13 protein-coding genes and 1 pseudogene are annotated in these 15225 nt (G+C 68.6%); 9 read left to right on the forward strand and 5 right to left on the reverse strand.

Going from position 1 to position 15225, the window contains the following annotated elements; translation table 11 throughout:
• Positions 1-25: 25 nt before the first annotated feature.
• The gene (locus tag KHC24_RS22150) at positions 26-871 is read right to left on the reverse strand and encodes an ABC transporter substrate-binding protein (protein WP_213365894.1); all 846 of its coding nucleotides are present in this window, start codon (positions 869-871) and stop codon (positions 26-28) included.
• A gap of 61 nt (positions 872-932) precedes the next feature.
• The gene (locus KHC24_RS22155) at positions 933-1847 is read right to left on the reverse strand and encodes a polysaccharide deacetylase family protein (RefSeq protein WP_213365896.1); all 915 of its coding nucleotides are present in this window, start codon (positions 1845-1847) and stop codon (positions 933-935) included.
• A 319-nt stretch (positions 1848-2166) separates the two neighbouring features.
• Between KHC24_RS22155 and KHC24_RS22160 the strand changes: the two genes are divergently transcribed.
• The 6 genes from KHC24_RS22160 (at position 2167) to KHC24_RS22185 (ending at position 8618) form a co-directional block, all read left to right on the forward strand.
• Complete coding sequence (locus tag KHC24_RS22160) at positions 2167-2754, forward strand: TetR/AcrR family transcriptional regulator (RefSeq protein ID WP_246547443.1); 588 nt, start codon at positions 2167-2169, stop codon at positions 2752-2754.
• Between the two features lie 122 nt (positions 2755-2876).
• Positions 2877-3881, forward strand: coding sequence for a dimethylarginine dimethylaminohydrolase family protein (locus KHC24_RS22165; RefSeq protein ID WP_213365902.1), 1005 nt, complete (start codon positions 2877-2879; stop codon positions 3879-3881).
• 2 nt (positions 3882-3883) lie between these two features.
• Positions 3884-5485: a zinc-binding metallopeptidase family protein gene (locus KHC24_RS22170; RefSeq protein ID WP_213365904.1), complete on the forward strand. Its 1602-nt coding sequence runs from the start codon at positions 3884-3886 to the stop codon at positions 5483-5485.
• Between the two features lie 32 nt (positions 5486-5517).
• Complete coding sequence (locus KHC24_RS22175) at positions 5518-6183, forward strand: nitroreductase (RefSeq protein WP_213365907.1); 666 nt, start codon at positions 5518-5520, stop codon at positions 6181-6183.
• 33 nt (positions 6184-6216) lie between these two features.
• Positions 6217-6990: a class II aldolase/adducin family protein gene (locus KHC24_RS22180; RefSeq protein WP_213365910.1), complete on the forward strand. Its 774-nt coding sequence runs from the start codon at positions 6217-6219 to the stop codon at positions 6988-6990.
• 17 nt (positions 6991-7007) lie between these two features.
• Complete coding sequence (locus KHC24_RS22185) at positions 7008-8618, forward strand: thiamine pyrophosphate-dependent enzyme (protein WP_213365913.1); 1611 nt, start codon at positions 7008-7010, stop codon at positions 8616-8618.
• A 91-nt stretch (positions 8619-8709) separates the two neighbouring features.
• On the opposite strand, the gene KHC24_RS22190 is transcribed toward KHC24_RS22185, so the two are convergent.
• On the reverse strand, positions 8710-10203 hold the full coding sequence (locus KHC24_RS22190; protein WP_213365916.1) for a DMT family transporter: 1494 nt from the start codon (positions 10201-10203) through the stop codon (positions 8710-8712).
• A 323-nt stretch (positions 10204-10526) separates the two neighbouring features.
• On the opposite strand from KHC24_RS22190, the gene ggt reads away from it, so the two are divergent.
• From ggt to KHC24_RS22205, 3 genes are all read left to right on the forward strand, one after another.
• On the forward strand, positions 10527-12116 hold the full coding sequence (gene ggt / locus KHC24_RS22195; protein ID WP_213365919.1) for a gamma-glutamyltransferase: 1590 nt from the start codon (positions 10527-10529) through the stop codon (positions 12114-12116).
• Positions 12117-12219: 103 nt separating this feature from the next.
• Positions 12220-12621 (forward strand): MarR family winged helix-turn-helix transcriptional regulator, encoded by a 402-nt coding sequence (locus KHC24_RS22200; RefSeq protein ID WP_213365922.1) that lies wholly within the window; start codon positions 12220-12222, stop codon positions 12619-12621.
• 41 nt (positions 12622-12662) lie between these two features.
• Positions 12663-13997, forward strand: a complete 1335-nt coding sequence (locus KHC24_RS22205; protein ID WP_213365925.1) for an MFS transporter — start codon at positions 12663-12665, stop codon at positions 13995-13997.
• 11 nt (positions 13998-14008) lie between these two features.
• On the opposite strand, the pseudogene KHC24_RS22210 reads toward KHC24_RS22205, so the two are convergent.
• Together KHC24_RS22210 and KHC24_RS22215 are read right to left on the reverse strand one after the other, a co-directional pair.
• Positions 14009-14933, reverse strand: a pseudogene (locus tag KHC24_RS22210) (tripartite tricarboxylate transporter permease).
• Positions 14933-15225: hypothetical protein (locus KHC24_RS22215; RefSeq protein WP_213365927.1), on the reverse strand; the 293-nt coding region annotated here is incomplete at its 5' end. The pseudogene KHC24_RS22210 and the gene KHC24_RS22215, both read right to left, overlap by 1 nt.

Below are 15225 nucleotides of genomic sequence, written 5' to 3' on the forward strand. Positions count from 1 at the left end.
GCGATATCGGCGAGGGGGGTGGCGCTCACGGCTGCGGTCCGGCGTTGACGGTGACGTCCTTGTAGGTGGAGATGTCGAGCTTCCACTTCTTGATCAGCTGGTCATAGGTGCCGTCGGCGATCACCTGCTTCAGCGCGTAGACGAAGGCGTCGCGCAGCACGACGTCGTTCTCGCCCTTGTTGAAGGCCATGCCCATCAGCGCCAGCGAGATCGGCTCGCCGAGGACCATGAAGGTACCCGGCTCGGTCTGCACGATGGTCGGCACCGCCTCCAGGCCCTGCACGCCGGCGACGATGCGGCCGGTCTTCAGATTGGTGATCTGCTGGCCGAGATTGGTATCCAGGATCACCGTGATCGGCTCCTTGCCGGCGCAGATCTTATCCGAGAACGCCTTGATGGTGTCGGGATAGGAGGTGCCGCGGACGCTGGAGACGGTCTTGCCGCACAGGTCCTCCAGCTTCTGCACCTCCTTGTTCTCGGCGAGCGAGTAGAACTGCGCGCCGGCCTTGAGATAGTCGATGAAGTCGAACATCGCGCGGCGCTTGGGCGTGTCGTAGAAGCCGCTCATGATCATGTCGACGCGGCCAGACTGCAGCGAGGGCGTCATCTGCTCGAAAGCGCCGTCCTGATACTCGATCTTGACGCCAAGTACCTTGGCCATGGCGGCAGCGAGATCGATGTCGAAGCCCTCGAACTCACCGGCGGTGTTGCGCACCTCGAGCGGCGGGTAGGCGGCTTCGAGGGCGACGCGCACCACCTTGCTTTTGGCGATCTCGGGCGGCAACGCCTGTGCCGAGGCGGTCGAGGCGACGGCGACCTGGCCGACCAGACCGAGCGTCGCGAGCACTGTAAGGATGGTCCTGTTAAGCATCGAAGTCCCCTGTTGTCTGGAAGGTGGCCTTTGGCCTTGTTCGGAAGGAAGGGTTCGGCACTCAGCGGCTCGGCCGTACCGCCTGCGGCACGGGCTCGGGCCAGAAGGGCAGGCGCTCGACGCTCGGCGCCCACTCGCCGCGCGCGATCACTCCGTTAATGTGCGCGGCCATCTCGGCGAGGGTGGCGAACCACACCCCGCCCTTGGCCTGCATGTGCTCGATCAGCTCGACCATCGCCTCGGCGCGCGCCAGGCGGCCGGAGACGAAGGGGTGCCAGATCGCCGCCCACAGGCCGCCATGGTTCCAGGCGGCGTCGAACTCGGCGCGGAACACCTCCATCGCCCGCGCCGGCGACTGGATCGTCATCCCCATGTTGAATTCCTTGAGGTTGACATATTGCGGCCAGTCGTCGAGCGGATGGTCGGAGGGCAGCTCGATCAGGCGCCCGCGCGCGCCTTCCAGGAGATAGGGCACATCGTCGCCGGGCAGCGAGGCGTCATAGGCGAAGCCGTGCTCGATCAGCAGGTCGAGCGTGTGCTCGGAGAACGCGCCCGAGGGGCAGCGATAGCCGACCGGCGGCTTGCCGGTGACCTTCTCGATGGCGGCGATGCCCAGCTCCAGGACTTTGCGTTCGTCCGCCGCCGCCAGCTGGTTCGGCCGCTCGTGCAGCCAGCCGTGATGGCCGAGTTCGTGGCCGTCCTCCAGCAGCGCCTCGATGGCGGCCGGATAGGTCTCGATGCACCAGCCGGGCACGAACACCGTCTGCTTCATGCCGAAATGCTTCCAGATCCGGGCGATACGCGGCACCGCCACCCGTGCGCCATAGCGCAGCGAGGAGGACAGGCTGATCCGGCGGGTGGAATCTTGCGGGTAGTAGAGATGCAGCAGGCTCTCGGCATCGAAGTCGAACGAGAAGCACACCGCGCAGCGGGCGCCGTTCGGCCAGGGAGGAGGATTGTCGATCAGCTGAAGCATGCACCACACTCGAGATCACGGCGCGCCGGGCGCGCTGGCAGGGGGGAGATCGACCTGTGCCCGCCAAACGCCGGCTGCGACCGAACGGCCGCCGGCAGCGATGACGGGACCCGTGGTCACACGAAGCCCATGGCCACCCGGCCGGCCCGTCGTATAATTCGGTCTAGGAATTTTATCGTCAACTCTATTTTTAGAGCAGAATATATATCGCCACGGCGGTGCGGCTCGGCTAAAAAGAGCGACGTTTGGGGAAAGGTCGAGGGAAATGGCCGGCGGCAGCCTAAGAGAAAAGCACAAGCGGCGCAGGGCTGAACAAGTTTTGGACGCGGCCGAGCGGCTGTTCAGCCAGAAGGGCTACGAGGCCACGCGGATCGAGACCATCGCCGAAAAGGCCTCGGTGGCGCCGGCGACCGTCTACAACTACTTCGCCACCAAGCCGAACCTGCTGATGGAGCTGGCGCTGCGCCATGTGCACGCCGCGCTGCCGGAGCGGCGCAGCTTCATCCGCAACCTGCCGGACGACCCGGTGGAGGGCATCCTCGCCTTCGAGCGGCTGCTGGCCGAGCAGGCGATGCGCCACCTCTCGCGCGAATGCTGGCGAGTGATCATGTCGGCGCAGTATCTGGAGCCGGACGGCCGCGCCAGCCGCACCGGCGCCCGGCTCAACACGCTGATCAAGCGCCACTATATCCGCCTGATCCGCACCTATCAGCAGCGCGGCCGGCTCGATCCCACCGTCGATCCCGTCGTGCTGTCGGAGCTGATCGTCGGCATCACAACGTTCCAGTTCGGCAATTTCGTCGCCCGGTCGAGCGGCACGGTGGAGGAAATGCTGGGACAGGGCGCGCGCAACATCCGCTTCATCCTCAGCCAGATCCTCCGCGAGCCCGCCGCCACCCCCGTGTAAGGCCCTCTGGTAAATTTGGAGTCCACTCCAAATATATGTTGCAACGCGATCGCCCCGCTCCTAGGCTCGCTTCCCGAGCACCGCTGAGGTGCGTGACAGCATGACGATGCCGGGAGCCCGCCATGGGTGCGATCACCGAGAACGAATGGCGTTACAACCAGTTGATCAAGCAGTTCCCTTCCGAGCCTGAGCCGGCTTTCGAGGACGAGGAGCAGCTGACCCGCTGGTGGGGCCGCAAATGGGGCTGCACCAACGATGTCGGCAAGCTGCGGGTGGTGCTGATGCACCGGCCCGGCGAGGAGGTGAACGTCGTCGACACCGCCAGGCGGCTCGACAGCAACGCCTTCGGCGACACCCAGGCCGGCTGGTACTGGCGCGGCGACGAGCCGCCGGACCTCCCGGCGATGCAGGCGCAGCATGATGCCTATGTCGCGGCGCTCAGGGCAGAGGGCGTCGAGGTGGTGTTCATCGACGCGCCGGCGCCTGGCCGTATGAAGACCTGCTACACCCGCGACGCCGTGGTCGGCATCGGCGGCGGTGCCATGGTGATGCGGCTCGGCCCGCGCATCCGCCGCGGCGAGGAGCTGCCGGCCACCCGCACCCTGGCCAAGATCGGCTGCCCGATCCTGCGCACCATTTCCGGCACCGGCGTCGCCGAGGGCGGCAGCTTCTGCTGGCTGAACTCCAAGGTCGCCGCCACCGGCGTCTCCTCGCGCACCAATGACGAGGGCGCCCGGCAGATCGAGGAGGTAATGCGCTCGCAGGGCGTCGAGCTGATCAAGGTGCCGCTCACCGGCTACCGGCTGCACATTGACGGCCTGTTCGTGATGATCGGCCCCGACCTCGCTATCGCCAATTTCACCCTGCTGCCCTACTGGTTCATCGAGCGGCTGAACGCGCTCGGCATCCGGCTGATCGAGATCCATCACGAGGATGACGGCGCCATCATCAACTCGCTCGCCGTCGCCCCCTACCGCATGCTGATGCCGGAGGGCGTGTCCGGCTACACCATGGACAAGCTCGCTTTGCACGGCGTCGACGTCGTCACCGTGCCCTATGACAAGGTGATCTCCGGCGGTGGCGGCCTGCACTGCTCCACTGCCCCGCTGATCCGCGACGAGATGTGAGCATGGCGGACCACCTCACGGCCGCAGGCGGCTGGAGCGCGGCGCAGGCGGCCGCCCTCGCCTATCTCGGCGAGAAGCAGGCGGATTTCTCCGCCGACCACATGACCATCTGGAACCTGCACGAGCCGTCCTGGCGGGAGTACCGTTCCTCCGCCTGGTACATGGACCGGCTGGAGGCGGAAGGCTTCACGGTGGAACGCGGCACTGCGGGCATGCCGACCGCCTTCCGCGCCCGCTGGTCGAACGGCCCCGGCCCGGTAATCGCCGGCTATGCCGAGTACGACGCGGTACCCGGCCAAACCCAGGCGCCGGTGCCGTATCGCGCCCCACGCTCCGGCGAGAGCCCGCGCGCCGCCGGCCATACCGACCCGCATTCGGCGCTTGGCATGGGATCCTTTGCCGGCTTTCTTGCTGCCAAGCGGGCGATGGAGCAGCACGGCATCGGCGGCACGCTGGTCTATTTCGGCGAACCGGCGGAGAAGATGTGCGGCGCCAAGCCGGTGCATGCGGCACATGGCTTCTATGACGGGCTGGACGCCGCCTTCAGCTTCCATCCACACAGCTTCCCCGCATTGACCAATGGCTGCTTCTGGGAGACCACCAGCGCCCCCTATTGGAGCCGCATCTACACTTTCGAGTGCGAGAATCCGGAGACGTGGCAGAACGAGGCCGCCGGCGGCAACGTCGCCCACGTGCACGCCATCGCCCGCGCGCCCGGCGCCATCGACGCGGTGTGCCTGATGTACACCAACTCTAAGATGATGAAGGAATCCATGCTGCCGCATTCCGGCTCGTGGACGCTCAACGAGTTCATCCCCATCGCCGGGCAGGCCACGGCCGACAATATCGCCCCCGGCATCGGCCAGATCCAGTACTCCATGCGCGCGCCGAACCTCGCCATGTGCGAGGCGGCCTTCACGGTGCTGGACCGCAACGCCGACCACATCGCGGCGATGACCCATTGCACCGTCACCAAGGCATGGATCACCAAAACCCGTGCCGGCCTGCCCAACACCGCGATGGCGAAGCTGACCTTCGGCAACTTCGAAAAGCTCGGCGCGCCGGTGTGGAGCGAGGAGGCGAAGGACTTCGCCCGTCAGCTGCAAACCGGGCTCGGGCTGGAGCCGATGGACGAGCCGTTCCTCGCCGGCATGGAAAAGCTCACCCCGCCCTGGGAGGCGGAGGAGGCGTTCCGCGCCCAGTTGCCGGCCTGGCAGCTGAACTACGCCGCCGACGACTATGTCGACTACACCTGGCACGCGCCGACGGTGCGGCTCTATGTGGCCCGCCCGACCCTGCAACCGCCAAAGCCCGGCTACCGCTACCCGGAATGGACCCGCAACGCCATGGGCGGGGTGCCGGCCTGCATCGACCCGATGTGGAGCAAGGCCGCCGCGGTCATCGCCACCACCATCCTCGAGCTGATGACCGATCCGGCGGCCTTGGCGGCGATCCAGGCCGAGTTCCGCCAGCGCACCGGCGGCGGGGTCGGCGGCACCAAATGGGTGGCACCGCTGCTGCCGGCCGATTTCGAGGCGCCCATTGACTATCGCTGGCCGGAATATGTCGACACCCCGCGCGGGCGGGAATGGAGCGTGCCCTAATGACGCGACCGCCGACGGGGATGAGCGTCCGGATGAGCGTTTCACAGGCGGTCGACAGCCGCGTCTCCGCGCGCGCCTTTCTCGATCGGCCGGTGCCGCGCGCTTTTGTCGAGGATATTCTGCGCCGGGCGGCGCGGGCGCCTTCCGGCGGCAATCTCCAGCCCTGGGTGGCGCGCCTCGTGGAGGGCGAGGAGATCGCCGCGCTGAAGACGCGGATGCGCGCCCGCATCGCCGAGCTGCCGGACGGCGAGCCGATGGCGCACGGCTTCTACCCCCCGGCGCTGAAGCCCGCCTATCTCGCCCGCCGCCAGCGCAATGGCGAGATCCTCTATGGCGCGCTTGGCATCGACCGCCACGACCCGGTCGCCCGCAAGGCGTGGATCGACGAAAACTTCCAGTTCTTCGGCGCCCCTGTGGGCGTGCTGCTGTTCGTCGAGCGCAATTCGACGCCGTATCAATGGATCGACCTCGGCATCTACCTGCAAACCGTGCTGCTGCTTCTGTGCGAGGCCGGGCTCGATGCCTGCCCGCAGGCGGATTGGGCGATGTACGCGGCGACGGTGACGGCGTTTCTGGACGCGCCGCCCGACCTCATGCTCATCTGCGGCATCGCCATCGGCCATGCTGATCCGAACCGCCCGGAGAACTTTATCCGCACAGAGCGCGACGACCCGCTCGCCTCCTTCGCCATAAGCTGACCCCGCCCGCCCTCGCCTGCCTCGGAGCCGCCCATGCCGATCCCCGCCCAACCGCCCGTCCCGCCCGCCCCGGACCACCAGCCCACCGAACAGGAGCTGCGCGAGGACCTCGCCGCCGCCTACCGGCTGATCGCCCATTTCGGCATGTCGGATACGGTATTCACCCATTTGTCGGTGCGGCTGCCGGGCGATGGCCACCGCTTCCTGGTCAACCCCTACGGCCTGCTGTTCGAGGAGATCACCGCCTCCTCGCTGGTGGTGGTCGACGCCGATGGCGAGCCGGCACAGGCGACCGCCTGGCCGGTGAACCCGGCCGGCTTCGTCATCCATTCGGCGGTGCATCGCGAGCGGCACGACGCCGCCTGCGTCATGCACACCCACACGCTGGCCGGCATGACGGTGGCGGCGCAGCAGGGCGGGCTGCTGCCGCTCAACCAGATGAGCATCGAGTTCTACGACGAGGTCGGCATCCACGATTATGAGGGCATCGCCGCCGACGACAATCTCAGCGAGCGTGAGCGGCTGGTGCGCGATCTCGGCACCGGCCACGCACTGATCCTGCGCAATCACGGCCTGCTCACCATCGGTGCCACCGTCGCCGAGGCGTTCTACTGGATGTATTATCTCGAGCAGTCCTGCCGCATCCAGGTGGCGGCGCAGTCGACCGGCGCGCCTTTGTCGATCCCGCCGACCCAGGTGGTGGCACGCACCGCCAAGCAGTTCGGCGGCGAGGCCAACAAGGGCTGGCTGCCCTGGCAGGCCTTCCGCCGCAAGCTCGACCGCGAACAGCCGGACTACCGTTCGTGAGTGCCGGAGGCGATCCCGTGGCCACGCGCATGACCGGCGGCGAGGCCGTCGTCGACGCCCTGAAGGCCAATGGCGTCGAGACCCTCTACGCCATTCCCGGCATCCAGCTGGATCACCTGTTCAACGCGCTCTACGGCGCGCAGAACTGGCTGACCATCGTCAATGCCCGCCACGAGCAGGGCGTCGCCTATATGGCGCTCGGCCATGCGCAGTCGACCGGCGAGCCGGGCGTCTATGTCTGCGTGCCCGGTCCCGGCTTCCTCAACACCAGCGCGGCGCTGTCCACCGCCTATGCGGTGCGCGCGCCGGTGCTGGCGCTGATCGGCCAGATCGCTTCCACCGCCATCGGGGTGGGCGGCGGCGAGCTGCACGAGCTGCCGGACCAGACCGCCATCGTGAAGGGGCTGACGCGCTGGAGCGGCATCGCCCGCACGCCGGAGGAAATCCCGGAGTTGATGCAGACCGCCTTCGCCAAGCTGAAGGCCGGCATCGCCCCGGTCGCCATCGAGCTGCCGGCCGACGTGCTGAAGGCGGCGGCCGAGCTGCCGCCGGCCCGCCCCGCCGTCGCCGCGGCGCCGCGCGCGCCCATCCCCCATGCCGTCACCCGCGCCGCCGCCCTGCTCGCGCAGGCCAAGGCGCCGCTGATCGTCGTCGGCTCCGGCGCCTATGGCGGCGAGGCGGCGCTGGCCCGCCTCGCCGAGCATCTGGAAGCCCCGGTCGTCGCACACCTGCAGGGACGCGGCGTGCTGCCGAGCACCCATCCGCTCGCCGTCGGCTTTGCCGAAGGCCAGCGCCTGTGGGGCGAGGCCGATGTGGTGCTCGCCGTCGGCACCCGCTTCCACGAGGCGCGGCGCAATTGGGGCGAACGCGCCGGGCTGCGCGTCATCCGCGTCGATACCGACCCGGCGCAGTTTTCCCGCGGCGCCCCGCCGGAGATCGCCATCGAGGCCGACGCCCCGCTCACCCTCGCCGCCCTCGCCGAGGCGGTCGCCGCCGGCCCGGCGAAGAGCGGCCGCGCCGAGGCGATCGCCGCGCTGAAGGCGGAGATCGCCCAGGCCTTCGCCACCCGCCTGGCGCCGCAGATGGCCTATGTGCGGGCGTTGCGCGCGGTGCTGCCGGCCGAGGCCCGTATCGTCGCCGACTACACCCAGATCGGCTACGTCTCCACCGCCGCCTTCGGCGTCGCGGCGCCGCGCCGACTGCTCACGCCGGGCTATCAGGGCACGCTCGGCTTCGCCTATGCCACCGCGCTCGGCGCCAAATCCGCCAACCCGGACATGCCGGTAGTGGCGCTGTGCGGCGATGGCGGCTTCCTGTTCACCGGCAACGAGCTCGCCACCGCCGTGCAGTATGGCATTGCTGCCATCGGCGTGGTGTTCGTCGATGGCGCCTATGGCAATGTCCGGCGCATGCAGGAAGAGCTCTATGGCGGCAAGGTCGTCGCAACCGGCCTCACCAACCCGGACTTCGTGCGCTATGCCGAGAGCTTCGGCGCCAAGGCGCGCCGCGCCGACGGCCCGGAAGCCTTCGCCGCGGCGCTGGAATGGGCGATGGCCGAGACCGGCCCGACGCTGATCGAGGTGCCGGTGACGACGTTCCCCAACCCGTGGGACCTGCTCGAACCCTGATCCCGCCGATATCGCTGTGGAAGGCTCCAGCGCGGACGAAAAAACGGCCGGGCCACAGAGCAAATCAGCTTTGCGACCCGGCCGTCTTGCGTCAGGCCGCCGCCGGATCGGTGATCTGGTGGTCGTACGGGTCGCCCTTGGTCACCGAGGGCACCACCTTCACCGTGCCGTCGGCGTTCACCGTGAATCCGCGCACGCCGGCATAGGAGATGGCGTTGTCCTCGAGCAGCTTCTGCGCCACCTCCTCCTGCCCGGCCGGCACATAGACGAAGAAGTGCTTCACATGGGTTGGCGTGTCGTTGTCGGTCAGCTCCGAGCCGGCCTTGAGATAGGGCAGCGCCTGCGGACCGATATTCATCTCCACCTCGCCGAGCTCGCGCACGCGGCCGGTCCTGTCGGTGATGACGATGTCCGGATAGTGGTCGCCGGCCGGGGTCGGGATCGCCGCCTGGGCCTCCGGCACGTTGGTGGTGGTGACATAGCCTTCCGGCCAGGTGGTCTGGCCCGGAAAGGGGAAGCGGTATTTGGCGATGTAGTTCACCACGAGGTCGTGGGTTTCCTTCGACATGCGTGTCTCCTGTTGCGAAGGGGGAAGGAAGGGGGCGAAGGGAAGCGCGGGCAGTGCCGCCAGCTCGCCGGGGGACAGCTCTCCCGCGGCGGCAGTGCCTGCGGTGGTGGTGGCGCGGCGGCTCTCCAGCAACACCGCCTGCACGCCGGAAATCACCACCAGCACCGCGCCGAGGGTGACGAGCGCGGTCGGCACGTCGCCGAACATCAGGTAGCCGAGCGCGAAGCCGGGAATCAGCGCCGCGTATTCCAGCACCGCGATGAGATGCGCCGGGATGCGCCGCGCCGCCTCATAGAGGGTGAACTGGCCGGCGCCGCCGACGATGCCGATCAGCGCAATGCCGAAGGCGTCGGCCGCCGAGAGCTGCCAGCCGGCGAAAGGCAGCTGCGCCGCCGCCGCCAGCACGAACACGCCATTGACCACCGTCACCTGCACGAGGCTGCTCTCCTCGCTCGCCATCGAGCGCAGCATCAGCAGGGCGGCCGCCCACAGCGCGGCGGAGGTGAGCGCGAGCGCCACCGCGGCGGAAAGCTCGAAGCGTACCAGCCCGCTCGCCAGCACCACGCCGAGAAAGCCGACGCCGATCGCCAGCCAATGCCGCGCGCTCGGCCATTCGCCGAGCACCGGACCGGAGGCGACGGCGACGAAGATCGGCGAGACGAAATACAGCGTCACCGCCTGGGCCAGCGGCAGCGTCGCCATCGCCTGGTAGAAGGCGGTCCAGGCGGCGAACATCACCAGCGCGCGGACCACCATGGTCCGCTTCAGCGGCGAGCGGAGGATCCGCCCCGCCACCTTGCCGCGCCCGAGCGCGAGGGCGATCGCCATCACCGTGAAGCTGCGCACCAGCAGCACCTGCGCCACCGGCAGCTCCTCGATGAAGCGCTTGGTGAGCGCGTCCTGCAGCGGCAGCAGCACATTGGCCGCCATGACGCAGCCGACGGCGAACAGGAACGCGCCGTGCCCGGCGGCGGGCGCAGCGGCGGCGACGCCGCGTAGCACGCGGCGGGCGGTCATTCGGCATATCCTGGCGGCGTGATCATCGACGGGCGTTCAATCCGCAGGACCGGCGGCTTCCGCGAGCGGGCGCCGATCGAATTTATAGCTAACTCTATTTTTAGAGTTTGCTTTGCTAATCTTCCGGCGTCAATGGGGGTCGGCGTGATCCCGCGAGACGCCGCGGCCGCCCGCTTTCCCGCTCCCCGCCGGCGGCGATGCCTGCACTCGGATGCGCGCGCCCGCATGGCAGATATTGAACCCGCGCCCGCCGACGCCTATGGCTTTGCTCGCGCCGGCCGTCTGAAGGCGTAAAGCGAAGCATCGAACCCGTGGACGGAACCATGCGCGATTTCCAGAAGCCCGGACGCTCCCGCGTCGTCGCCCGCGAGGCCATGGCGGCCACGTCGCATCCCTCGGCGACGCTCGCCGCCATCCGCATGCTGGAAGCCGGCGGCAACGCGCTCGATGCCGCCATCGCCGCCTGCGCCGTGCAATGCGTGGTCGAGCCGGGCTCCACCGGCATCGGCGGCGACTGCTTCGCGCTGCTGGCCGGCGAGGACGGCAAGGTGCATGCCTTCAACGGCTCCGGCCGCGCCCCGGCGGCGCTCACCGCCGCGCATCTGCGCGCGCAGGGCCTGACGCAGATTCCCCGCCAGTCGCCGCATGCCGTCACCGTGCCGGGCGCGGTCGACGCCTGGACCCGGCTACATGCCGATCACGGCCGGCTGCCCTTCGCCGATCTGCTCGCCCCCGCCATCCATCTGGCGCGCCAGGGCTACGCGGTCGCCGAGCGGGTGCATTACGACTGGGGCCGCGAGGCGGCGCTGCTCTCCGGCGACGCCAATGCCGCGCGGGTGTTCCTGCCGGCCGGCCGCGCGCCGGCGGTCGGCGAGGTGCATCGCCAGCCGGAACTCGCCGCCACGCTGGAGCTCCTCGGCCGCGAGGGTCGCGACGGCTTCTATCGCGGCGCGGTGGCGCAGGACATCGTCGCCTATCTGCGCGGCCTCGGCGGGCTGCACACGCTGGAGGATTTTGCCGAGGCGGCCGGCGAGTATGTCGCGCCGATCCATGCCGGCTTCCGCGGCCACGAGGTCTATGAGTGCCCGCCCAACGGCCAAGGCGTCATCGCGCTGATGATCCTCAATATTCTCGCGCGCTTCCCGGCCTCGGGCGATCCGCTGGCGGCGGATCGCCTGCATGTCGAGATCGAGGCGACCCGGCTCGCCTATGCGGCGCGCGACCGCTTCCTCGCCGATCCGGCGCAGGCGGGCGTGCCGGTCGACTATCTGCTCTCCGATGCGCTGGCCGACGAGCTCGCCGGCCGCATCCGGTTGGACCGGGCGCTGGCCGACATGCCCGCCTTCGCCGCCGGCGAGCACCGCGACACCGTCTATATCTGCGTCGTCGACCGCGACGGCAATTGCGCCAGCTTCATCAACTCGATCTTCCATCCCTATGGCGCCGGGCTGCTGGCGCCGCGCTCGGGCGTGCTGCTGCACAATCGCGGCCAGAGCTTCGTGCTGGAGCAAGGCCATCCCAACGAGCTGGCGCCGCGCAAGCGGCCCATGCACACCATCATCCCCGGCATGGTGCTGAAGGACGGCAAGCCGGTCATGCCCTTCGGCGTTATGGGCGGCCACTACCAGGCGATGGGCCACGCGCATTTCCTCTCCAAGGTGCTGGATTTCGGCCTCGGTCTGCAAGAGGCCATCGACCTGCCGCGGCTGTTCCCGCTGCCCGGCACGTCGAGCGTCGAGGCGGAGGACACCTTCCCGGCGGAGACCATCACCGAGCTGCGGCGGCGCGGCTTCGACATCGTCCCCTCCGGCCGGCCGATCGGCGGCGCCCAGGCAATCCGGCTCGACCGCGCCAACGGTACGCTGACCGGCGGCTCCGATCCGCGCAAGGACGGCTGCGCTCTCGGCATCTGAGGCGCGCCAGCCCCCACCACTTAGCTCCTTCGCCGCGCGGCTGCCGCACCGCGTGGCCATAGACGGCTGGACAAGGGCCAGATGCGGGCATATACACGCATACATGTCGACGCTCTGCCATTGCACCATTCTTCGCCGGGCCACCCGCAAGCTGAGCGCGGTCTATGACCTTGCGCTGGCGCCCTTCGCCATCAACATCGCGCAGTACTCGCTGCTGCGGGTGATCGCGCGCGAGCAGCCGCTGAGCCTGACCACGCTGGGGCGCCGCACCGAGCTCGACCGCTCGACGGTCGGGCGCAATGTGCGGGTGCTGGAAAAGCTCGGCCTGGTGGTCACCCGCAAGAGCGAGGACGACCAGCGCGAAGCCGTCGTCGCGCTGACCGCGCAGGGCACCGACACCATCCAGCGGGCGTTTCCGGCCTGGGAGAACTGCCAGCGCGACATCGAGGCGAAACTCGGCGCCGGCAAGATCGACACCTTGCGCACCATCCTCGATTCCATCTGATTTTTCGCCGATATGCGGGCATGTACCCGGAGATAAATGCCATGGCCCTCCCTCCCACCGGACCGTCCGCGGCCGGCACATCCGCCTCCGGCGCCCCGGCGGTGCCGGCATTCTTCGCCCGGCGCGGCATCCACTACGGATGGGTGATGGCCGCCGTCACCTTCCTCACCATGCTGGTGACGGCGGGCGCGGTCGGCGCCCCCGGCGTGCTGATCGGCCCGCTGGAGCGCGAGTTCGGCTGGGCCACCGCCGATATCTCGTCCGGCTTTGCGATCCGGCTGGTGCTGTTCGGGCTGATGGGCCCGTTCGCCGCCGCCTTCATGAACCGCTTCGGCCTGCGCCCGGTCGCCGCCGTCGCCCTCGGCCTGATCGGTGCCGGGGTGTTCGGCTCCTTCTTCATGACCAGGATCTGGCACCTGATGCTGCTCTGGGGGGTGGTGGTCGGCTTCGGCACCGGGCTCACCGCCATGGTGCTCGGCGCCACGGTGGCGACCCGCTGGTTCGTGCAGCGGCGCGGCCTGGTCCTGGGGCTGCTCACCGCGAGCACCGCCACCGGACAGCTCGTCTTCCTGCCGCTGCTCGCCCAGCTCACCGAAACGCTCGGCTGGCGCAGCGCCCTCTCGATCGTGCTCGCCATGCTGTTGGTGGCCGCCGTCGCCGTGCTCACCCTGCTGCGCGACCGGCCGTCGGATATCGGGCTGCTTCCCTATGGCGCCAGCGAGCCGCCCACCCATCTCGTCCATCCCACCACGTTCAAGTCCATGTTCGCCTCGCCGCTGCTGGCGCTGCGCGATGCCTCGAAGTCGCGCACCTTCTGGGTGTTGTTCGCCACCTTCTTCATCTGCGGCGCCTCGACCAACGGTCTGGTGCAGACGCATTTCGTGTCGCTGTGCGGCGATTACGGCATGGCGGCGGTCACCGCCGCCGGCATGCTGGCGCTAATCGGGGTGTTCGATTTCATCGGCACCGTCGGCTCGGGCTGGCTGTCCGACCGCTTCGACAGCCGCTGGCTGCTGTTCTGGTATTACGGACTGCGCGGCCTGTCGCTGCTGTACCTGCCGTTCAGCGATTTCAGCTTCTACGGCCTGTCGATCTTCGCGGTGTTCTACGGCCTCGACTGGGTCGCCACCGTGCCGCCGACGGTGAAGCTCGCCGCCGACAAGTTCGGCGACCGGGCGAACCTGGTGTTCGGCTGGATCTTCGCCGGCCATCAGCTCGGCGCCGCCTCCGCCGCCTATGGCGCCGGCTTCAGCCGCACCTTCTACCAGACCTATCTGCCGGCCTTCTTCGTCGCTGGCTTGCTCTGCCTCGTCGCGGCGCTCGCCATCGTCGCGATACGCGAGCGCAGCCCGCGCCTTGCAACGGCAGCGCGCTGAGCCAAGCCGGCCTATTCCACGAACACCTCCTCGCGGCGGCGGCGCACCGATGGCAGCACCGCGAGGAGGATCAGCGCCGCCGCCACCACCAGCAGCGTCAGGCTGATCGGCTTGTGGACGAAGGTCATGGCATCGCCATGGGCGACCAGCATGGCGCGGCGGAGATTCTCCTCCAGCATCGGCCCGATGATGAAGGCGAGCAGCAGCGGCGTCGGCTCGCAGCCGAGGCGCGAGATCGCGTAGCCGAACAGTCCGGCGGCGAACAGCACCACCACGTCGAACGGCGAATTGTTCACCGCATAGGCGCCGATGCAGCAGAACAGCATGATCGCCGGCACCAGCCGGCGGTAGGGAATGCGCAGGATCGACACCCAGATGGCGATCAGCGGCAGATTGATGATCAGCAGCATGGCGTTGCCGATCCACATCGAGCACACTACGCCCCAGAACTGCTCCGGCCGCTGCGTCCCCACCTGCGGGCCCGGCGAGATGCCGTGGATGGTCATCAGCACCATCAGCGCCACGTTCTCCGCGGGGCCGAACGGCAGCCCGAGCTCGGAGAGCGTGCCGGCCGAGCCCGCGATGAAGAAGGTGAAGACGGTACCGGCGAACAGCGAGACGATAACGGCGATGGCCGGCGCCACCCCGGCCCGGCCCTGCTTGGCCGTCCGGTGGTCGTCGAGCGCGGTGATGATGTGGAGGATTTCCCGGGCATGTTGACGAGGATGGCGGTGGTGGAGCCGCCATACTGCGCGCCGGAATAGACGCCGGCGGGTATGATCAGTACCCCCATCGCCGGCAGCTCGAAGGTGATCGGCAGCAGGATGGCGGTGGCGGTGGCCGGGCTGATGCCGAGCAGCACCCCGATCAGGCAGAAGGCGAGGTTCTGCCAGGTGAGCGAGCGCAGCCGAGCGTGAGATGCGAGGCGAGTTCCATCACAGCACGGTCGGCGGCATCTGCAGCGCGCTCTGCGCCCGGAGGATTTGTGCCTCGATAAGCAGCAAACCTCTGATCAGGAACCAGGAATCGGCATTTCCTTCGTCTCGGAGGCATTCCTTGGCAGGTACTAGAGGCTGAAGTTCCAGGTCGGCGACACCCCATTGCGCGTCCCGTCGCGGCACCGTGGCACCTTCGTCGATGGGTCCGATCGCCTCTGGACACGGCGGGCAGCGCATGGTTGGGCAGATTGAGACTGGTTTGAGTTGTGTTGGGCTTGGGTGCCGGATTT

This window comes from Ancylobacter defluvii (assembly GCF_018390605.1).
Lineage (GTDB): Bacteria > Pseudomonadota > Alphaproteobacteria > Rhizobiales > Xanthobacteraceae > Ancylobacter > Ancylobacter defluvii.

What these genes read in the sequence shown, in the direction of transcription:
- KHC24_RS22175 (WP_213365907.1), top strand. Translation starts at nt 5,518, where the DNA reads ATGAGCGTTTCACAGGCGGTCGACAGCCGCGTCTCCGCGCGCGCCTTT.
- KHC24_RS22200 (WP_213365922.1), top strand. Translation starts at nt 12,220, where the DNA reads ATGTCGACGCTCTGCCATTGCACCATTCTTCGCCGGGCCACCCGCAAG.
- KHC24_RS22165 (WP_213365902.1), top strand. Translation starts at nt 2,877, where the DNA reads ATGGGTGCGATCACCGAGAACGAATGGCGTTACAACCAGTTGATCAAG.
- KHC24_RS22205 (WP_213365925.1), top strand. Translation starts at nt 12,663, where the DNA reads ATGGCCCTCCCTCCCACCGGACCGTCCGCGGCCGGCACATCCGCCTCC.
- KHC24_RS22155 (WP_213365896.1), bottom strand. Translation starts at nt 1,847, where the DNA reads ATGCTTCAGCTGATCGACAATCCTCCTCCCTGGCCGAACGGCGCCCGC.
- KHC24_RS22170 (WP_213365904.1), top strand. Translation starts at nt 3,884, where the DNA reads ATGGCGGACCACCTCACGGCCGCAGGCGGCTGGAGCGCGGCGCAGGCG.
- ggt (WP_213365919.1), top strand. Translation starts at nt 10,527, where the DNA reads ATGCGCGATTTCCAGAAGCCCGGACGCTCCCGCGTCGTCGCCCGCGAG.
- KHC24_RS22150 (WP_213365894.1), bottom strand. Translation starts at nt 871, where the DNA reads ATGCTTAACAGGACCATCCTTACAGTGCTCGCGACGCTCGGTCTGGTC.
- KHC24_RS22190 (WP_213365916.1), bottom strand. Translation starts at nt 10,203, where the DNA reads ATGACCGCCCGCCGCGTGCTACGCGGCGTCGCCGCCGCTGCGCCCGCC.
- KHC24_RS22180 (WP_213365910.1), top strand. Translation starts at nt 6,217, where the DNA reads ATGCCGATCCCCGCCCAACCGCCCGTCCCGCCCGCCCCGGACCACCAG.